The 18,129-nt window shown below is 67.9% G+C and carries 20 protein-coding genes; 5 read left to right on the top strand and 15 right to left on the bottom strand.

Annotated elements, in window-relative coordinates; translation table 11 throughout:
- Positions 1 to 18 precede the first annotated feature (18 nt).
- A complete protein-coding gene (locus GON09_RS10005; protein ID WP_213931664.1) occupies positions 19 to 579 on the bottom strand; it encodes a TIGR03086 family metal-binding protein in 561 nt (186 codons plus the stop codon).
- 36 nt (positions 580 to 615) lie between these two features.
- On the opposite strand from GON09_RS10005, the gene GON09_RS10010 reads away from it, so the two are divergent.
- Positions 616 to 1,533, top strand: a complete 918-nt coding sequence (locus GON09_RS10010) for a helix-turn-helix domain-containing protein (protein ID WP_213931665.1) — start codon at positions 616 to 618, stop codon at positions 1,531 to 1,533.
- A 93-nt stretch (positions 1,534 to 1,626) separates the two neighbouring features.
- Positions 1,627 to 1,902: a hypothetical protein gene (locus GON09_RS10015; RefSeq protein ID WP_213931666.1), complete on the top strand. Its 276-nt coding sequence runs from the start codon at positions 1,627 to 1,629 to the stop codon at positions 1,900 to 1,902.
- A 66-nt stretch (positions 1,903 to 1,968) separates the two neighbouring features.
- On the opposite strand, the gene GON09_RS10020 is transcribed toward GON09_RS10015, so the two are convergent.
- On the bottom strand, positions 1,969 to 2,748 hold the full coding sequence (locus GON09_RS10020) for a maleylpyruvate isomerase family mycothiol-dependent enzyme (RefSeq protein WP_213931667.1): 780 nt from the start codon (positions 2,746 to 2,748) through the stop codon (positions 1,969 to 1,971).
- Positions 2,749 to 2,892: 144 nt separating this feature from the next.
- Complete coding sequence (locus tag GON09_RS10025; protein WP_213931668.1) at positions 2,893 to 3,855, bottom strand: Acg family FMN-binding oxidoreductase; 963 nt, start codon at positions 3,853 to 3,855, stop codon at positions 2,893 to 2,895.
- 104 nt (positions 3,856 to 3,959) lie between these two features.
- Between GON09_RS10025 and GON09_RS10030 the strand changes: the two genes are divergently transcribed.
- Positions 3,960 to 4,157, top strand: a complete 198-nt coding sequence (locus GON09_RS10030) for a DUF4177 domain-containing protein (RefSeq protein WP_213931669.1) — start codon at positions 3,960 to 3,962, stop codon at positions 4,155 to 4,157.
- Positions 4,158 to 4,248: 91 nt separating this feature from the next.
- Positions 4,249 to 5,853, top strand: coding sequence for an MFS transporter (locus tag GON09_RS10035; protein ID WP_041803636.1), 1,605 nt, complete (start codon positions 4,249 to 4,251; stop codon positions 5,851 to 5,853).
- Between the two features lie 64 nt (positions 5,854 to 5,917).
- Here the strand turns inward: GON09_RS10035 and GON09_RS10040 are convergent, their stop codons facing one another.
- On the bottom strand, positions 5,918 to 6,400 hold the full coding sequence (locus GON09_RS10040; RefSeq protein WP_006552866.1) for a flavin reductase family protein: 483 nt from the start codon (positions 6,398 to 6,400) through the stop codon (positions 5,918 to 5,920).
- Positions 6,397 to 6,663 (bottom strand): hypothetical protein, encoded by a 267-nt coding sequence (locus GON09_RS10045; protein ID WP_213931670.1) that lies wholly within the window; start codon positions 6,661 to 6,663, stop codon positions 6,397 to 6,399. Before GON09_RS10045 ends, GON09_RS10040 begins: the two co-directional genes overlap by 4 nt.
- A 136-nt stretch (positions 6,664 to 6,799) precedes the next feature.
- On the opposite strand from GON09_RS10045, the gene GON09_RS10050 reads away from it, so the two are divergent.
- A complete protein-coding gene (locus GON09_RS10050; RefSeq protein WP_213931671.1) occupies positions 6,800 to 7,459 on the top strand; it encodes a DedA family protein in 660 nt (219 codons plus the stop codon).
- A 3-nt stretch (positions 7,460 to 7,462) separates the two neighbouring features.
- Here GON09_RS10050 and GON09_RS10055 read toward each other — a convergent pair whose 3' ends face one another.
- The 10 genes from GON09_RS10055 to GON09_RS10100 form a co-directional block, all read right to left on the bottom strand.
- Positions 7,463 to 8,212 (bottom strand): energy-coupling factor transporter transmembrane component T family protein, encoded by a 750-nt coding sequence (locus GON09_RS10055; RefSeq protein WP_213931672.1) that lies wholly within the window; start codon positions 8,210 to 8,212, stop codon positions 7,463 to 7,465.
- A complete protein-coding gene (locus GON09_RS10060; protein WP_213931673.1) occupies positions 8,209 to 10,206 on the bottom strand; it encodes an ABC transporter ATP-binding protein in 1,998 nt (665 codons plus the stop codon). Before GON09_RS10060 ends, GON09_RS10055 begins: the two co-directional genes overlap by 4 nt.
- Before the next feature lie 29 nt (positions 10,207 to 10,235).
- On the bottom strand, positions 10,236 to 11,294 hold the full coding sequence (locus GON09_RS10065; protein ID WP_213931674.1) for a DNA polymerase IV: 1,059 nt from the start codon (positions 11,292 to 11,294) through the stop codon (positions 10,236 to 10,238).
- Positions 11,295 to 11,424: 130 nt separating this feature from the next.
- Complete coding sequence (ribB, locus tag GON09_RS10070) at positions 11,425 to 12,645, bottom strand: 3,4-dihydroxy-2-butanone-4-phosphate synthase (RefSeq protein WP_213931675.1); 1,221 nt, start codon at positions 12,643 to 12,645, stop codon at positions 11,425 to 11,427.
- Positions 12,642 to 13,139 carry a flavin reductase family protein gene (locus GON09_RS10075; protein ID WP_213931676.1) on the bottom strand — a complete coding sequence of 166 codons (498 nt, stop codon included), beginning with the start codon at positions 13,137 to 13,139 and terminating at the stop codon, positions 12,642 to 12,644. The genes ribB and GON09_RS10075 overlap by 4 nt, the downstream gene beginning before the upstream one ends.
- Positions 13,136 to 13,639 (bottom strand): NADPH-dependent FMN reductase, encoded by a 504-nt coding sequence (locus tag GON09_RS10080; RefSeq protein WP_213931677.1) that lies wholly within the window; start codon positions 13,637 to 13,639, stop codon positions 13,136 to 13,138. Before GON09_RS10080 ends, GON09_RS10075 begins: the two co-directional genes overlap by 4 nt.
- Before the next feature lie 174 nt (positions 13,640 to 13,813).
- Positions 13,814 to 15,082: an LLM class flavin-dependent oxidoreductase gene (locus GON09_RS10085; protein WP_213931678.1), complete on the bottom strand. Its 1,269-nt coding sequence runs from the start codon at positions 15,080 to 15,082 to the stop codon at positions 13,814 to 13,816.
- Positions 15,079 to 15,969 (bottom strand): LLM class flavin-dependent oxidoreductase, encoded by an 891-nt coding sequence (locus GON09_RS10090; protein WP_213931679.1) that lies wholly within the window; start codon positions 15,967 to 15,969, stop codon positions 15,079 to 15,081. Before GON09_RS10090 ends, GON09_RS10085 begins: the two co-directional genes overlap by 4 nt.
- Positions 15,951 to 16,787, bottom strand: coding sequence for an alpha/beta fold hydrolase (locus tag GON09_RS10095; RefSeq protein WP_213931680.1), 837 nt, complete (start codon positions 16,785 to 16,787; stop codon positions 15,951 to 15,953). The genes GON09_RS10090 and GON09_RS10095 overlap by 19 nt, the downstream gene beginning before the upstream one ends.
- Entirely contained in the window at positions 16,787 to 18,100 is a 1,314-nt protein-coding gene (locus GON09_RS10100) for an NtaA/DmoA family FMN-dependent monooxygenase (RefSeq protein ID WP_213931681.1), read from the bottom strand. The genes GON09_RS10095 and GON09_RS10100 overlap by 1 nt, the downstream gene beginning before the upstream one ends.
- Positions 18,101 to 18,129 lie beyond the last annotated feature (29 nt).

The raw sequence follows: 18,129 nt of genomic DNA on the forward strand, positions 1-18,129 counted from the left end.
GACCGACGATAACGCGGCCTATCCGAGCGCCGCGGCCGTGCGGCGACCCATCTTCGCGAGAATGCGGGTCGTGCGGTCGGCGTCGTCGGGAGCGTCCACCGCCGGTGCGCAGACACCGTCCATGTAGAGGGCGTCGCCGAAGCTGTCGGCGCCCGCCTCGATCCGATCGAGTTCGGCGTCGGAGAAGGTCGCGTCGGCTCCCGCACTGCGCGCGATGTCCCAGCGGTGCACGAGCATGTCCCAGATGTAGAACTGTTCGAAGGTCGCGCCCACCGTCGTCGGCCCGAAGTACCCGTCGTAGGTCGTCGAGACGAGTGCATCGTCGGCGAGGATCTCGGCGATACGCGCCGTGTGTGCCTTCCAGGCCTCGGCGGGACGGTCGGTATCGGGCCGCTCGCCCGTCTCGACACCGCGACCGGCGAAGAAGTCCCGCTGCGTGTCGATGATGTGGGCCAGGACGTCGCGCGCCGTCCACCCCTCACACGGTGACGGTGCGTCCCACTCGGTGTCGCGCAGGGACGCGATCACGTCGGTGAGCGGCTTGTCGGCCTCTGCGTGTCGCAGTGCTGTTGTATTCATGACTCGATACTGACGACCACCGAGGGCGAGGTATTGATGAAACCCGACGGCGACGACCCGGCGGCCCGACACCCCGACGGTCGCGACGACATCGAACGTGCCCACCTGAAGGATCCGCACGACGCCTCGCACACCATCCACCGTTATCCGGCCGCGCCCGACCTCACGGATCTGATGCAGCGGTACTGGATTCCGGTCTGGTCGGTACCGCCCGGCCGGGAGGCACCCCAGCGGGTGCTGCGGTATCCGGTCTGTCAGGTGGTGGTCGCGCACGACTACGCGCGCTTCTACGGCGTCGAGCACGGACTGTCCACGGTCACACTCACCGGCGAGGGCTGGGCGGTCGGGTCCATGCTCAGCCCTGCGGCCGGCGCCCTGCTCACCGGCACCTCGCTCGCGGCGTTCACCGACCGGGCGGTCGACCTCACCGACGTCCTCGGCGCGCCCGGCGCACGTCTGATCACGCGGATACGCGAAGCGATGGAGCACTGTCCGGACTCACCGGAATCGCACGCCTCGGCGATGGAAGCGTTCGACGATGCACTCCGCGCCTATCTGCCGATCGACGAGGAAGGGCGACTCGTCAACCGGGTGGTGGCGTTCGTCGAGGAGAACTCCGACGTCCTGCGGGTGGAGCAGGTCCGAGCAGAATTCGATCTCGGCGAGCGGGCCTTGCAACGCCTCGTCCATCGGCGGATCGGACTGACCCCGAAGTGGCTCATCCAGCGGCGGCGACTGCAGGAGGCCGCCGGGCGCCTACGCGACCGGTCCGGCTCGTTGTCGGAGGTCGCGGCCGTCCTCGGCTACGCCGACCAGCCCCACTTCGTGCGAGATTTCGCGAAGGTCGTGGGAATGACCCCCGGAACGTTCGCTGCTCGCTACGGCAGTGGCGACCGCCCTCCTCGGAGGGGTCCCGCGATTCCGGCGCATGTACCACATAGTGGAATGTCCTAAACCCACGACGCCTCGCGATCAGGTAAATGTAACGAAGCACACAGGCAAGACGACCTACCTGTCGAAGCACGACGAAGAACGAAGGGGTTCATCGTGGGACACGACCGCCTACTTTTCATCGGACGTCCGGACGCGGACGAGGTCGCGCACTGGAGCACTCTGCGCGAACTCGCACCTCAGCGAGGATGGAAGCCCACCCGGACATTCGAGCCCGGCGAAGTCGCCTGGGCCGTCGCCGCCGGCAGCGCCTTCGAGCAGTCCGGACCGACCGCCGAGGTGATCCACTCGCTGCAGGAAGCCGACATTCCCTGCACCAGCGCACTCGACGCCATCCGCCACGCGTACTCGGCCTCACGCCTCTCGCTCTGACTCGCATGCGGGTGGCCGTGCCTCAACGTCGCGGTGCGGCCACCCGCTGTGCGTTCTGTCGGACGGCTAGCCGAAGGGGCTGACGTCGAGCCAGGACGCCAGGAACGCGCTGTCGCCGAAGACCTCCACGTCGGCCGCGTCCACCGGGCGCCGACGGTAGAGCACCAGCAGTAGTTCCGTCAGCGGTCCGCGTACCGCGACGGCACTCTTCTCGTGGGCGTGCCGCCACACGAACTCTTCCCCCGTCAGGTCCACGACCCACTCCGCCGGCGTGTCCGTCGCATGAAAGTGCAGTGTCCGGTCCGGACCGTGCAGCGCGCGGTGCCGTTCCGCATCGCGTCGCGGCCAGGTGACCACGGCCAGGTCGAGCCACTCGTCCACACTGTCGACCGCGAGGTCGTGTGCCACCACGAACTTCGCGCCCAGCGCAAGCGCAGCATCGGCGCGGTGCACGACCGTCTCGTGGGTGAACCGCCTGGCGAAGAACTCCGGGGTCTTCTTGCCGCCCGGGATCGGTGTCCACACCCGCATGTTCGGGCCGATCTCCCGCAGCGCGGTCCCGAGCTCGTGCGCTCCTGTCCGCAACCACGGGAGCAGCTCCTCCGGATCCTCGTCGACGTAGTCCGACAACTCCCGCATCGCGCGGTCGGTGCGCGGCATCGCCCCGTTCCCGCGGACCGCCTCGGCCGCCCATCGGTGCCCGTAGCCGATGTGCCTGGCGAGCTGACCGACGTTCCATCCCGGACACGACGGCACGGATGCGGTCATGTCCTGCCCGGCCAGCGAGGTCGCCAGCAGTTCCGTTTGTTCGACGATCTCTCCGCAGTAACGCGCGTAGTCCAGCATGCCTACCCTTCGCACTCGGCCCGATACCCGCCCCGATTCTGCACGGTCGACCGTAGTCTGGGCGCCATACCCCTCTTGCTGTCCTCAAACAATTTTGGTGTTTTCGACGTCGCTGAGCGCGGTCGGAAACACCGAAGTTCGGGATCAGGAGTGCTTGCGGAACAGAATCTCGGAAGTCGGACGGCGCGGCGTCGCCGCATCCGGAACCGGTCCCGTGCGTACACCGACCCGGATCATCACTTGCGGCACGCCCTCGATGCGGGCCGTTTCCCGCAGGAACGCACGTGAGGATTCGGATTCCGTCAGATGCGTGACGGAGCAGGTGGCCAGTCCACCGGCGGTGCACGCCAGGAGGACTGCCGACAGGGCTTCACCGCTCCGCAGCCAGTCGAGCCGCGCATCCGTCGTGGTCGACAGGAGAAGTATCGCGGCTCGGTCCTCCGTCTCCGCCGACTCGCCGGTCGCGTTGCCGGGAGGGAACTCCCGCTCGGTCGCCACCGTGCGCCGTCCCGGTGGGAGTGCGTCCGGAGGTATTCCGTCCGGGTACATCGCATGTCCGGCCCACCAGGTCAGTTCCGTCTGATAGGCAGGGTCGGAGCGACGCTCGCCGCCGATGCGACGGGACAACTCCTCGAGTGCAGGTCGCTCGTGCTCGGCGATGGTACTCAGGCGAACACCGGTGGGCTCGACGAGCGTCTGCAGAGCGCTCTCGGTCCGATCCCACTCCTGCGGAGCCCCCATCGGTAACCGCTCGGTACGCCGGCGGCCGATCGCCTCTGCCATCCGGAGGTCGGTGTCGGTCACCGCGTCCACTCGGCGGAAGCGCAGAGTCGCGAGACAACGACGATTCGTCGCGTCCGGCATCCGTTCGACCACCGTGGCCCAGTGCCGGGCGGTGAGCGCAACCCGCAGATGGTGCAGCACCGCTCCACAGGACAACAGCATCTGACGACCGGACGGATCGGTGGCCGGCAGGATGCGGTCACTGTCGCTGAACAGCGCAAGCTCGTCCGCGTCCAGAATCCACCGCCACGGCTGACTGTTGTGCAGCGACGGCGCGCGACCCGCGAGCGCAACTGCCGACTCGAGAGTCCGACGGTCCGGCATCGTCTCCACTGCTGCCTCCGGGTTTCGACAGCGTCAGCTTCCAGTGTCACGTACAGCCGTCGGATTTCGACGAGATTCTCGCGGGGCGACCGTAAGCTGAACGGATGTACTCGTACAAGGTGATCGAGATCCGCGAGGGCATGCTCGGCGGGAAGATGTCCGGCGGCAAGCTCGAGAAGATCCTCAATGATCATGCCCGAGAGGGGTGGCGCCTGAAGGCGATCACCTCCGCCGACATCAAGGGACGGATCGGTCCCGGTGGCGTCGAGGGAATGCTCGTGACGTTCGAACGCGAAGAATAGCAGTCATGTCGCGGCGAATGCCGGTACCCATCGATGACGGCAGTGGCTCCCGTCGGCCGTTTCCGGCGACCTGACGACGAAGGACGGACAGGTGTCGTCGCAGCCGGAGGTCCGCTCGGGTTCGACACTGGTACTCGCAGTGCTGGCGTCGGGCCAGTTCCTGATGACGCTCGACAGCTCGGTGATGAACGTGTCGATGGCGACCGTCGCGCAGGACGTCGGCACCACGATCACCGGCATCCAAACCGCGATCACCCTCTACACCCTGGTGATGGCATCCCTGATGATCACCGGGGGGAAAGTCGGCACGATCCTCGGTCGACGTCGCGCGTTCGGTATCGGACTGGTGATCTACGGTATCGGCTCGTTCACCACCGGACTCGCCCCGAACCTCGCGGTCCTGCTGGTGGGCTGGTCGTTGCTCGAAGGCATCGGTGCGGCCCTGATCATGCCCGCGATCGTCTCGCTCGTCGCGGCCAACTTCGCTCCCGAGCGACGTTCCGCAGCGTACGGTCTGGTGGCGGCGGCCGGTGCGTCGGCCGTGGCTGTGGGGCCGTTGCTGGGCGGGGCCGTCACGACGTTCGCGTCGTGGCGCTACGTCTTCTTCGGTGAGGTCGTCCTGGTAGTGCTGATCCTGCTGGTGCTGCGCCGCATCGAGGACGTTCCCCCTCACCGCGTCCACCTCGACCTCGTGGGATCCGCACTGTCCGTGCTCGGTCTGGGATCCGTCGTCTACGGCGTCCTGCGTTCGAGCGAGTGGGGCTGGGTACGGGCCGAGCCGGGCGCACCCGCCGTACTGGGCCTGTCCCCGGTCATCTGGCTTCTCGTTGCGGGCTCGCTGGTGCTCTACGCGTTCATGCGGTGGCAGAGCGCTCTCATGAGCAAGGGCCGCGACCCGCTGGTCGATCCGGGGCTGTTCGCCAACCGACAGCTCGTCGGTGGTCTGACGATGTTCTTCGCGCAGTTCGCGGTGCAGGCCGGAGTCTTCTTCTCCGTCCCGCTCTTCCTGTCGGTCGTACTCGAACTCAGCGCAGTCGAGACAGGTGTCCGAATCCTGCCGTTGTCGATCGCGCTGGTGCTGGCCGCAACGGTGATCCCGAAGGTGCGACCCCACGCCGATCCCCGACGTGTGGTGCGCCTGGGCCTGGGTTCGATGATCCTGGGGATCCTGATCCTCGTTGCCGGTATGGACCCGGGTGCCGATGCGTCCGTCGTGTCGATACCCATGTTGCTGATGGGTCTCGGTCTGGGGGCGCTGGCTTCCCAGCTCGGCGCGGTCACGGTCTCGTCGGTACCGGATTCCCAGAGCGCCGAGGTCGGCGGTTTGCAGAACACCGCAACGAATCTCGGGGCGTCGCTGGGCACCGCGCTGATCGGATCGATTCTGATCGCGACCCTCACCACGTCGGTCGTCGCCGGAATCGAGAACAACCCCGGCGTCCCGCCGTCGGTACAGCAGCAGGCGACCACCGAGTTGGCCACCGGTGTGCCGTTCCTGTCCACGACCCAGTTGCGGACCGGCCTCGACGAGGCGGGTGTCGACCCGTCCACAACGGAAGCACTCGTCGCGGTCAACGCCGATGCGCGACTCGACGCGCTGCGCACCGCGTTCGCTGTGACAGCGCTCCTCGCGATCGCGGCGCTGTTCGGAACCGGACGGCTGCCGCGACGATCGGTCGGAACACCACCGCCCTAGAGAACTTCGGTGGTTCCACCCGCGCTGAGCGGGGGTGGAACCACCGGGATCGATCGTATGCAGGTCAGGACGCGAGCAGTCGACGGAACGAACTGCGGTGGAACACGATGGGTTCGACATCGGCGTCGGTGAGCAGTTCGTTGATGCGCAGTACGACGATCGCGTGGTCGCCCGCCGGAACCTCCTGCTGCACGGTCACGTCCATGCGCACGCTCGTGCCCGAGACGAACAGCGCGCCGCCTTCGCGGCTCTCGATGTCGATCCCGGCGAAGCGATCGCCGTTCTTCGCGGCGAGCACCCGCGCGGCACCGTCGTGCTCCTCGCTCAGCACGCTGATGCCGAGATGCGGGAGCGACGCCAGACGCGGCCACGTGGTCGAGGTGTTCTGCACGCAGAACGAGACGAGCGGCGGATCGAGCGACACCGGCACGAAAGTGCTCGCCGCCATCCCGATCCGCTCTCCGTCCATCTCCGCGCAGATCGCGACGACACCCGAAGGGACGTGCGCGAAGGCCTGACGCAGAGACGGTCCGTCGAGAGTGGTCATGAGGCGGCCTCGTTTCGAAGTGCGGCGGACAGCACCGACGACCAGCGTTCGGCGTAGTCCGCGATACGGATCTCGGTTGTGTAGGTCGAATCGTGAAGATACAGGCCGGGGGCCGGGCATAGCGCCCCAGTTCTACCACCGAGTGTGATCACATCCACAACGTGATCGGGCTCTCGTCCGGTGAGGACCGTGGCGAGGCGGGCTCCGGCGTCGAGGGTGCGGGACGCGGGCTTCGGGTTGCCCGCGATCACAACGATCGTCACTGGAGATCACCTTCCGGATCGGCCCTCCGGGTGGAGAGCGACATTCGCCGCCATCCTTCTCGCCGGCCGAGCAGACCGGAACCGTTTCGATCCGTACGAGCGGAAACCTCGACGACCCCTCGGTAGGGTCGGGTGGATGAGTGTCGCGGATTCACAGTCAGCCCCCACGGACGGTCTCGCAGGATGGGCGCTCGAGTTGATGGATCGCCTCGGCGGTGTCGGCGCCGGCATCGCGATCGCTCTCGAGAACTTCTTTCCGCCGCTTCCCAGCGAGGTCATCCTGCCGCTCGCCGGGTTCGCGGCGAGCCTGGGAAGTTTCACCCTCTTCGGTGCGCTGTTCTGGACGACCCTCGGTTCCGTGGTCGGCGCTCTCGGTCTGTATTCGCTCGGCCGTTGGGTGGGTGAGGACCGGATCCGCGCGGTCGTGCGAAAGCTGCCGCTCGTCGACGTCGAGGACCTCGACCGTTCGACGGCCTGGTTCGAGCGGCACGGACGCAAAGCCGTCTTCTTCGGCCGGATGGTGCCCGTCTTCCGGAGTCTCATCTCCATACCCGCCGGTGTCACGCGGATGCCGATCTGGCAGTTCCTCGCCTTCACCACCGCGGGCAGCCTCATCTGGAACTCGATCTTCGTGCTGGCCGGTTATCAGCTCGGCGAGAACTGGAGCGCCGTCGAACCGTATGCCTCGGTGCTGCAGTACGTGGTGATCACCGTCGTCGTTGCGGTGATCGGCTACGGGCTCGTCCGGCGCATCCGCTCGCGGTCGAAGGACACCGCTTCGGACAACCGAAACTGATGGTCAGCCCCACACGGTGATCGCCGTGCACGCACCCGCCACGACCAGCACGGTGACAACGTCCCCGAGCCGCAGTCGCAGCGGCCGGCGGGTCGCCGATCGAGGACCCCGCACCGACAGCGCATCGCCGAGATCGCGGACCTGCCGCATCGACACCGACACCACCGCGCCGACGGAGTCGGCCACCTCCTGCCACCATCCCGCCGGATCGCGGATGCCGGGCCGGCCGCGGACCTTGCGCGCAGCGAACAGCACCCGCATCTCGGCGCGGACGGTCGGCAGCATCCGCAGTGCCAGCGCGCACACCGTCACCCATTCGTCGACGGGTAGCCGTAACAGTCGCAGCGGGGCGAACAACACGGGTAGGGCGTCGACAAGGTCGGACAGTCGCGTCGTCCACCCCACCAGCGACGCGAGGACCAGCAGACCCACGCCGAGCAGGATCGTCCGGACGTAGGCGGTGAGCCCGCCGCCCGCGGCGTTGAGGACCAGACCGATGGCGAGGACCGCGAACACCCACCACGGAATCGTCGGAACCACCCCGCGGGGGATCCGCGCGACGAGCACGCCGACCACCAGCACGCTGAGCAGGATGCCGAGTCCGGTCCAACTCGGAGCGAAGCTCACCGCCACCGACAGCGCCGCTGCCGACAGGACCTTCGTGCCGGCCCACACCCGGTGCAGGGGTGTCTCCCGCGGCACCGGCCGCAGGAGGATGATCGGGCGCCGCTGCCGCGTACGTGTGCGACTCATGCGATCACCGCTCCCGTCTGCTCCACGATGCGTCCGTCCTCGAGTACCACGGTGCGTGAACACACCTCTTCCATTCCGTGCAGGTCGTGGGAGATGACGACGACGGTGACGTGCTCGACCGCGCGTAGATGAGCGAGGATCGACACGACCTCGCGGCGGCCCCGCAGGTCCAGGCCGGCCAGCGGTTCGTCGAGCACGAGCACCCGCGGTGTGCGGGCGAGTTGGGCCGCGATCGCGACCCGCCGCATCTCCCCTCCGCTGAGGCGGTCGATCGGCCGGTCGATCAGTTCGGGACGCAGACCCACCCGGTGCAGGACGGCGGTGACGTAGCCGCGGTCGGTGTGCGGAAGCCCGGCCACCTCGGATATCTCCTGGGCGACGGTCGGTCGTTGCAATTGCAGCCGTGCCTGCTGGAAGACCATGCCCACTTCTCCGTGCAGATCTGCCGTCGGGGTGTCGTGCAGTACGGCCGTTCCGCGCGTGGGACGGGTCAGGCCGGCGACGATCCACGCGAGCGTGGACTTTCCCGAACCGTTCTCCCCGACCACCAGCACCCCTTCGCCGCGGCAGATCGTCAGCGAGACGTCGCGCAACGCGGTGTGCGCCCACGGTGTGCCGGCCGCGTAGGTGTGCGTGACGTCGCGCAGTTCGAGGATCGGCTGCGGGAAGGACGGGACGGTAGCAGGCACCGGCGCCGGGGGTGGCGGCGCCGCGACCCGCGGGACGATCCGGCCGTCGGCGATGTGCACGATCCGGTCGGCGGCGCGGGCCTCGTCGTCGAGGTGGGTGACGAGCACGACCGCGGTGCCGTCCCGAGCGACGTCGGCGAGCAGGCGGATCAGCTCCGCGCGGCTGTCGGCGTCGACCATCGCGGTGATCTCGTCGGCGATGAGCAGTGCGGGTCGGCGGGCGAGTGCGCCCGCGAGCGCCAGTCGCTGCAGTTGCCCACCCGACAGATCCTCCGTGGCACGGTCCGCCATCCCGGCCAGGCCGACCCGCGCGAGCAGATCGTCGACGTCGACGTCCGCTATTCCCCACTGCAGGTCCTCGACGACGGTGCGGCCGAGCACCTGGCTCTCGGGATGCTGCAGGATCATGGCCGTGCCACCGGGGCGTCCCGGACCGACGGATCCGGGACGGTCGATCAGCCCGACGGTCGGCTCGAGTCCCGCGAGCAACCGCACGAGCGTCGACTTGCCCGAGCCGTTGGCGCCGACGATCGCGACGAACTCCCCCGGTCCGATCGTGAGGTCGATGTCCGACAGGGCGTCGCGGTCGGTGCCCGGATACCGGTAACCGACCAGGCGTAGCGCGACGGGCAGCGGAGCCGGGTCGGCGGTCGGATCCTGCTCGGGCCAGTCGACCGACCGGGTCGCCCACGTGCTGCGCAGCGCCACCACACGGAAGATCCCGAAGCACAGCAGTGCGGTTCCCACGGTTCCGACGAGCACTGCACCGCCGATCCACACCCACCACAGCCGCACCATGATCTCGAGTGTTCGTTCCCAGGTGTCGACGAACTGCTCACCCGCACCTGCGGCTTCGAACGCACGGAGCGTGCCGCGCATCGAGGCTTCCAGTGCCTCGAGCAGCAGGATCCGGGTCCGGTCGAACAACAACAGCAGACCGCAGGCGACCGCCGCGAGCAGCAGGCCGGCCGGGACGGATCCGGCCAGCACCGCGAGGACGGCGGCGTTGCCCCACCGCCGGTGGGCAAAGCCGACAAGAGTCCCGATCCCGGAGAGGACGACGACCGAGGCGACGGCGAAAGGACCTCCGGCCACGAGCGCCACGACACCCGCGGCGACCGTCGCGGCGACAATCGCTCGGAATCGGCCGGTGGCGGCAAGGAACGCGACGGGGAGCGCCACGAGCACCTGGGCGACACCGACGGGTATCAGCCCGGTGACGACCGACAGCACAGCCGTCAACGTCCCGAAGACCGCCGCTGCGGCGGCCTCCGGTGGTCGAAGAGGTCCCCGAGTCCTGGTCACCGATCGCACCGGCCCCAGTGTGCCAGCCGCTAGCGCGACTGCCGGTTCTCCGGTGGCGTCATCTCCACCCGGACTCCGACGAGGCGGACCGCGCGGTCGTGATCGAAGCGGTCGAGCAGTCCGACGGCCGCATCGGTGACGGCTGTGAGATCCGTGGTGGGCGAAGGTAGGGCGACGCTCGCGGTGTGGGTGACGAACGGCGCGTAGCGGATCTTCAGCGCGACCCGCACGCCCGCTCGTCCCTCACCGCGGACGTCGTCGACCGCCCGCGCCGCGAGATCGCGCACGCACTCGGCGACTGCACTCCAGTCGCCGACGTTGTGCTGGAAGGTCGTCTCCCTGCTGCGCGACCGAGCAACCCACGGCTCCGCCGACACCTCCGTCGAGCCGGCACCGGCGCCGAGTCCGACGAGCCACGGACCGGTCTTGGGTCCGAACCGCGCCGCCATTGCGTCGACGGGAGCCCGGGCGAGTTCGCGGACCGTGCGGATGCCCATGTCGTCGAGTTTCTTCACCGTGCGCGAACCGATGCCCCACAACGAATCGGGCGAGCGTTCGCCCATCACCGCGAACCAGTTGTCGCGCGTCAGCCGGAAGACACCGCGAGGCTTCCCGAAGCTCGTCGCGATCTTCGCGCGCAGCACGTTGTCGCCGACCCCGACGGAGCAGTGCAGACCGGTCGCATCGAGCACGGCGGACTGCACCCGGCGTGCGAATGCCTCCGGATCGTCGGTCTTCACTCCGAGGAATGCTTCGTCCCAGCCGAGCACGTCGACGACCACGCCGAACCCACGGAGTGTGTCCATCACGACCTGCGACACCTCGTTGTAGGTGTCGGCATCGACGGGCAGGAAGACTGCGTCGGGGATCTTGCGTGCCGCGACCCGCAGCGGCATCCCCGACCCCACCCCGTGTGCCCTCGCTTCGTACGACGCGGTGGAGACGACTCCGCGCTCGGTGGGGTCACCCCGACCGCCGACCACCACCGGTCGGCCCGCCAACTCCGGGTTGCGCAACACCTCGACCGCTGCGATGAACTGGTCGAGGTCGACGTGGAGGACCCACTGGTCGATGCCGGGCGTGCCCATGCCGACAACCGTAGGACGCGTGGCGACCGCATGTTCGAGAATTCCGGTGGCTCTCGGGTTCGCGCGCCGAACCGGGGTTCACCCCTGCTGCAGCGGGGGCGAACCCCGTTCCGTGTAGCGAGGATCCGATTCAGTTCTGCGCCGCAGGCAGCATGTGCCCCATCCGCCGCCGCTTCGTCTCGAGATACCGCACGTTCGCCGGTGCGACGCCGACGTGCAGCGGCTCCCGCCCTGCGACGACGATGCCGTTGTCCTCGAGTCCCGCGATCTTGGCGGGGTTGTTGGTGAGCAGCCGCACCGAGCCGATGCCGAGATCGTGGAGTATCGCCGCGGCACCGCCGTATTCGCGTCCGTCGGCCGGTTCGTCGAGTTCGAGGTTGGCCGCGACCGTGTCGAAGCCGCCGTCCTGCAGGCGGTATGCCGCGAGCTTCTTGAGCAGGCCGATCCCCCGGCCCTCGTGTCCGCGCAGGTAGACGAGCACCCCGCCTTCCTGGGCGATCCGTTCCAGCGCGGTGTCGAGCTGGGGACCGCACTCGCAGCGTTGCGACGCGAACGACTCGCCCGTCAGGCACTCCGAATGCACCCGCACCAACGGCGCGTCGCCCACGGGGCCTGCGATCAGTGCCATGTGATCGGCGCCGGTGTGGCGGTCGAGATAGCCCACAGCCCGGAAAGTTCCGAAGCGGGTCGGCATCGATGCCTCGTCGGCCCTCACGACCCGTCCGGCCGGCACCACCGGTGCCGGAAACGGATGCGCCGCGCGGTAGCGGATCAACTCCTCGATCGTGAGCACGGGCAGGTCGTAGCGGGCACCGAGCTCCTCGATCTCCGGCATGCGCATCATCGATCCGTCGTCGGAGACAAGTTCGGCGATCACACCCACCTGGGGCAGACCCGCGAGTGCACACAGGTCGACGGCGGCTTCGGTGTGGCCGGGACGTTCGAGGACTCCGCCCGGGCGCGCCCGTAACGGCAGGATGTGGCCGGGGCGGATCAGATCGCGCGAGGTGGCTGTCGGATCGGCGAGCACCCGCAGGGTCGTCGCACGATCGGCGGCGCTGATCCCGGTGGTCACGCCCCGCGCGGCGTCGACCGTCACGGTGTAGGCCGTCTGCTTCGGATCCTGGTTGTCGGCGACCATCGCCGGCAGATCCAGGGCGTCGGCGCGGGCACCGGTCATCGGCGCGCACAACAGACCCGAGGTGTGCCGGACGGTCCACGCGATCCACTCGGGTGTGGCCTGATGAGCGGCAAGGATGACGTCGCCCTCGTTCTCACGGTCGGCGGCGTCCGAGACGAGGACAGGCTTGCCGGCCCGCAACGCGTCGAGTGCCGCCTCGATGCGGCTCACGACGCCACCAGTCGCCGGAACGAACTGCGGTGGAAGACGATCGGCTCCGTCGCATGATCCGCTTCGTCGCAGAACAGTTCGTGCACGCGCAGTACGACGATCGCGTGGTCACCGGCCGGCACCTGCTGCTCGATGGACACATCCATCCGCACACCGCACCCGTTGACGAACAGCGCTCCGCCGTCGCGTGTCTCGGTCTCGATGCCCGCGAAACGGTCGCCGTTCTTCGCCGCCAGCACGCGGGCCGCGATGTCGTGCCCGGACGACAGGACGCTGATGCCCAGGCGTGGTTGCGCTTCGAGCTTCGGCCATGTGGTCGAGCTGTTCTGCACGCAGAAGGCGACGAGCGGCGGGTCGAGCGAGACGGGAACGAAAGTGCTTGCAGCCATACCGATCCGTTCACTGCCGGTGTCGGCGCAGATCGCGACGACACCCGAGGGGACGTGGGCGAACGCGCGCCGCAGGGCGGCGCCGTCGAGGGCGAGGGTAGTCATCGTGCCTCCGTCCGGATGGTGGATCGCAGTACCGGCGCCCAGCGCTCGGCGTACTCGGCGATCCGCGTGTCGGTGGTGTAGGTGGAATCGATCAGATACAGCCCCGGAGCGGGGCAGGTGGCGCCGAGTTCGACGAGCACGGGCTTGAGCAGCAGGTCGGGCGCCATCGCGTGGGCCGGTCCGGCGCCGAGCATGAGCGGCACCGCCGTGACGTCACGCAGACCGTCACCGGTGGCGAACTGGTCGAGGAACAACTTCAGGACGCCGGTGTAGGTGGCCTTGAAGGTCGGGCTGGCGAAAACCACGAGGTCGGAGGAGACGACGGTCTCGACCGCCCCCTTCACCGCGTCGTCGCCCCAGCCGAGCAGGCCCGGTCCGAGGGTGACAACGTCGACCACGTGGTCGGGGGCCTCTCCGGTGAGCGCGGTGGCCAGCACGGTGGCGGCGTCGAGCGTACGGGAGCCGGGCTTCGGGTTACCGGCAACGACAGTGACCTTCATATGGATCTCCTTTCGGGCGAGGCTTTCCGCCCGTCACCGGATATTCGACCCGACGTCTGTGTCGGGAGTGCGACCGAAATGTGGCGTACATATTGCGCCGTTGCACATCACACCCTCAGCCCGCCAACCTGCGGAGAATGTGCACCTCCGTGGTGATACCGCGGAAAATTCCGTCTATCCGCCGGCCGGCACCGACCGGGCCAGCCGCTGTCGGAACGTGCCTTCCGCGTATTCGCTCCGGGCGAGCCCGCGGCGCTGCAGTTCGGGGACCAGACCGTCGAGCACCTCGTCGAGGTAACGCCGGGTGATGAGCCCTCCCCCACCGTGGAAGAGCAGGAAACCGTCGCCGCCGACGAGCTCCATCGCTTCCTCCATACGGTCCGCGACCGTCACCGGCGTCCCTACCAGATCGAGTGAGGTCGATTCGCCGGTACTTCCGAGAACCTGCCGGAGCGAGGACCCCTCGGTCAGACGCTTCATCGTGTCGAGGATGCTCTGCGCCCCGTTGGTGGTGGCGTCCGCGGGAATCGGAGCATCGAGATCGTAGGTCGAGAAGTCGATCTCGGAGATATTCGACAGCTGGACGACCCGCCGCAGGAAGTTGTCCGACTCCGGTGAGTACATGCGGTCGCGTTTCGCAGCCGCTTCGGCATCGGTCTCCCCCAGGATCGGTGTGACCATGTAGAGCACCCGGCATCGGTCCGGATCGCCGCCGCTGCGTTCGATCCGTTCCCGGATGCCGTCCCGATACTTCTTCATGGCCTCGATGCCCACCGGGACGGAGACGATCAGGTCGGCCCATTCGGCTGCGAAATCCATGCCCGCGGGTGATCCGCCGGCCTGGCACAGGACCGGCCGTTCCTGCCGACTCATGGGAGCAGACGGACCGCTCACCCGGTAGTAGAGGCCGTCGAAGTCGACTCCGTCTGTATCCGACCACATCTCGGATGTCACGCGTAGGTATTCGTCGGCACGGAGGTAGCGCTCGTCGTGTTCCCAGAGCTTCTCCAGTCCGACGTTCCGGGCCGCGAGATCCTCGAACGAGGTGACGATGTTCCACCCGCTCCGCCCGTCGGACAGTTCGTCGAGCGTCGCCTGTATCCGCGCCAGCCGATCGGGCGGGTACAGACTCGTGCTCATCGTGGTCACCACGCCGAGCCGGCTGGTCTCCTGAGAGATGGCCGCCGCCAAGGGAAGCGGATCGTGTTTGGGGGCCTTTACGGTGGCCTTGAACTCGGCGACCATGTCACCGCCGAAGTTCTCGGGAACCACGCTCGAATCCTCGAGCATGACGAAGTCGATGCAACTGCGTTCGAGGGCCTTGGCCATGTCCACGTAGAAGCTGCCGTCGGTCCATGCCCGAGGATCCGGTCCCGCCCAATGTCGGTTCCATCCGGTCGGCATGTAGTTGACGAACCATCCGAGCGTCATCGGCTCGTTCATACCGATACCTCCTGTTCGGCGTGATACGGGACGAACTCGAAATCGGATGCACTCAGACCGAATCGGTCGCGGAGGAGACCACCCCTCGGAGCGGGCACAAGCTCAGGGAGCGTCTCGTGCAGCACCTGCCCGAGCAGAGGGCCATCGGTCACGCCACAGAAGGCGTAACCGTCGGCCGAGGTGACCGGGGGTGCGGCCGCGGCCTCCCCCGCGACTTTCAACAGCACGCAATCCGCGCTCGCCCGCGCGGCGGGAATGTCCTCCTCGCATCCGACGACGAGAACGTCCGCGACGTCCGATTCTGCTGCGTTCGGCCGGTATTCGGCGAAGCGCACCGCGCGTCCCTGGGGCGGGCGGGGCGCGTTCAGTGGACCGCGGGTGGAGAAGTACGGACCGTGATAGTTCGTGACATGGACGCAGTCGGCGTCCACATACCGTCCGGAGGGCACGTCCGCGATGAGGGCGTCGGGCTCCCAGGAGTTGCCGAGCGCGGCGGTTGCGGCGAGATAATCGGCGAGAGCGTCCTGCCGTTCCGCTGCGGTCGCGGTGCCGGCCGACCATCGTCCGCTGTCGTCGGAACAGGTGGTGCCGGGGGCGCGACCGGAGACGAACCATCCCGCGCGGCCGCGCGTCAGGGCGTCGAGCGTGCCCAGCGCCCGGGCGGTGAGGAACGGCGGCTGGCTCCACGGCGAGATCTCCGCGACAAGACCGATCCGCGGCGCACGCCGTGAAGCAGCTGCGGCGAGCAACAACGCCTCCGGGCAATCCGCCCCGCCCGGAAGGACCACCGCATCGACACCGGCGAGATCGAGGTGGAGAACGGTGCGGAGCATCGTCGCAGCGTTGCCGGGTTCGAGGAACCACACGGTTATCGGGCTGGTGGGCATTCGACCTCCTCGGAGACGTCGGTGAGGAATTCGATGTAATGCTCGAGGACCGCGGCGGGATCCTGGTCGAGGATGTATCCGCCGCCCTCGAGGGGGACGTACCGTGCGTGTGGGATTGTTCGTCTCGTCTCCGGGACGTAGGGATGGAGCACGTCGGAGGTCCCGCACAGCAGGAGCGCCGGGGCCGCGACCACCTCCAACAGAGCACCGACATCGGTGGAGAAGACCGCGAGATACGCCTCGTGCCAACGCGCTCCGGCCCGCAACTTGTCCACCACCTCGCGATGCCGGAGGGCGACGTCCGGCGCGAACGCGAGGTCCGCATCGATCGTTCCGACCTGTTCCCAGGCCGTCAGTAGATGTGCACCGCCGGCGGCCGGCGTCATCGCGGTGACTCCGGAGTGCCACCGGGCACGGTCCTCCGGCGACATGGCCACCGCCCCGACCATCGCCAGACTCGCGGTACGGCCGGGGTGACGCGCTGCGATTGCCGCTGCGATCGCAGCGCCGGTGTGATGCCCCAGCAGGTGCGCGTGCTTGACGCTGAGGGCGTCGAGCAGCGCGATCATGTCGTCGGCCCACCACTGCAGGGCGTATTGCTCACGCGGGACGAAAGACATCCCGAAGCCCGGAGTGTCCGGAGCGATCAACGTGTAGCGCTCGCCATGGCCGGCCTCGAGGAACTTCGCGGCGAACGCCTCGTACATCTCCGACGACGAGGCCGTCTGGTGCAGCAGAAGCACGACCTCGGGGCCCGACCCCGCCGTGCGGGCGTGAACCTGCCCGCACGGCGTGTCGACATAGATGCGATACATCATCAGCCGAACGAGCGGAGGTTCTCGCGCAGCGTGGAGTGGGCGTAGTCGGTGCGCAGCAGACCGCGGCGCTGCAGCGCGGGAGCGACACCGTCGGTCATCTCGGCGATCGACTGGCGGGTGATCGGCTGTCCGTAGATGAGGAAGCCGTCGCCGCCGACCTCCTGCATGAACTCGTCCATCTGCGCGGCGATCGAGTCCGGGGTACCGACCATTTCGGTGGTCTGGACGCGCATTCCGCTGAAGCCCTCGCGGATGGTGCGGCCGCCGAGCTGCTTGCGCCAGACCTCGAGCTGGCTCTGGTGTCCGTTGGTCGAGACGTCGTCCGGGATCGGCTGATCCGGGTCGAACTGGGAGAAGTCGATCTCCATGGTCGCCGCGAAGTGCGCCATCTGAACCTCGAAGTTGTGTTCCTTGCGGGCGTACCAGGCGGCGTTCTTCTCCTTGGCTTCCTGTTCCGTCTCACCGACGATCGGATACACAACCGAGAACACCTTGATGTCGTCGGGATTGCGGCCGAACTTGGCCGCTCGGGCGCGGATGTCGGCGCGGTATTCCTTCGCTCCCTCGACGCCGTGCGGGATGGTGAGGATGATGTCGGCGTGCTTGGCGGCGAAGTCGCGGCCACGCGGCGATCCGCCGGCCTGGCAGAAGACCGGACGCCCGCCCGGCCCCGGAGGAACGTTCAGCGGTCCACGGGACTTGTAGAAGCGACCTTCGTGGTGAATCGGATGGACCTTCTTGTAGTCGGCGTAGTAGCCGCTCTCCGGGTCGGCGAGGATGGCACCGTCCTCCCACGATCCCCACAGCTTCATCGCGACGTCGACGAACTCCTCGGCCATCTCGTACCGGAGATCGTGTTCCGGCAGTTTGTCGAGACCGTAGTTCTGGGCGGCGAGGTCCTCGCTGGAGGTCACGATGTTCCAGCCCACTCGGCCACCGGTGAGGTTGTTGAGCGTCGCGAACTGCCGTGCCAGCTGGTAGGGGTGGTAGAAGGTCGTCGAGGCGGTGGCGATGATGCCGATGTGTTCGGTGGCGGCGGCGAGCATCGAGGCTGCCACGACCGGGTCCATCTTCGGTGCGTAGCGGGCGTGCTTGAGTTCGATCCCGGCGGTACCGCGATAGATGTCGCTCACCATGAGCGAGTCCTCGATCATGAGGAAGTCGAAGCCGGCCCGCTCGAGGTTCCGGACCATGTCGACGTAGAAGCGACCGTTGAAGTAGTTGGTGGTGGCGTCGATGCCGCTGTACGGCGACTTCCATTCGGGGGCAGCGAGGTTGCCGAACCAGCCGAGACGGAACGGATCTGCAGTCATGTTGGTGGTCCTTCTTTTCGTCGAACGCG

The sequence above is a fragment of the Rhodococcus sp. B50 genome, assembly GCF_013602415.1.
Lineage (GTDB): Bacteria > Actinomycetota > Actinomycetes > Mycobacteriales > Mycobacteriaceae > Rhodococcus.

Excerpts from the sequence above, each read along its gene's own strand:
- GON09_RS10020 (WP_213931667.1), bottom strand. The coding sequence starts at position 2,748 with ATGCTGGACTACGCGCGTTACTGCGGAGAGATCGTCGAACAAACGGAA.
- GON09_RS10030 (WP_213931669.1), top strand. The coding sequence starts at position 3,960 with ATGTACTCGTACAAGGTGATCGAGATCCGCGAGGGCATGCTCGGCGGG.
- GON09_RS10065 (WP_213931674.1), bottom strand. The coding sequence starts at position 11,294 with ATGGGCACGCCCGGCATCGACCAGTGGGTCCTCCACGTCGACCTCGAC.
- GON09_RS10040 (WP_006552866.1), bottom strand. The coding sequence starts at position 6,400 with ATGACCACTCTCGACGGACCGTCTCTGCGTCAGGCCTTCGCGCACGTC.
- GON09_RS10055 (WP_213931672.1), bottom strand. The coding sequence starts at position 8,212 with ATGAGTCGCACACGTACGCGGCAGCGGCGCCCGATCATCCTCCTGCGG.
- GON09_RS10090 (WP_213931679.1), bottom strand. The coding sequence starts at position 15,969 with ATGCCCACCAGCCCGATAACCGTGTGGTTCCTCGAACCCGGCAACGCT.
- GON09_RS10050 (WP_213931671.1), top strand. The coding sequence starts at position 6,800 with ATGAGTGTCGCGGATTCACAGTCAGCCCCCACGGACGGTCTCGCAGGA.
- GON09_RS10075 (WP_213931676.1), bottom strand. The coding sequence starts at position 13,139 with ATGACTACCCTCGCCCTCGACGGCGCCGCCCTGCGGCGCGCGTTCGCC.
- GON09_RS10095 (WP_213931680.1), bottom strand. The coding sequence starts at position 16,787 with ATGATGTATCGCATCTATGTCGACACGCCGTGCGGGCAGGTTCACGCC.
- GON09_RS10085 (WP_213931678.1), bottom strand. The coding sequence starts at position 15,082 with ATGAACGAGCCGATGACGCTCGGATGGTTCGTCAACTACATGCCGACC.
- GON09_RS10010 (WP_213931665.1), top strand. The coding sequence starts at position 616 with ATGAAACCCGACGGCGACGACCCGGCGGCCCGACACCCCGACGGTCGC.
- GON09_RS10025 (WP_213931668.1), bottom strand. The coding sequence starts at position 3,855 with ATGCCGGACCGTCGGACTCTCGAGTCGGCAGTTGCGCTCGCGGGTCGC.
- GON09_RS10005 (WP_213931664.1), bottom strand. The coding sequence starts at position 579 with ATGAATACAACAGCACTGCGACACGCAGAGGCCGACAAGCCGCTCACC.
- GON09_RS10100 (WP_213931681.1), bottom strand. The coding sequence starts at position 18,100 with ATGACTGCAGATCCGTTCCGTCTCGGCTGGTTCGGCAACCTCGCTGCC.
- GON09_RS10080 (WP_213931677.1), bottom strand. The coding sequence starts at position 13,639 with ATGAAGGTCACTGTCGTTGCCGGTAACCCGAAGCCCGGCTCCCGTACG.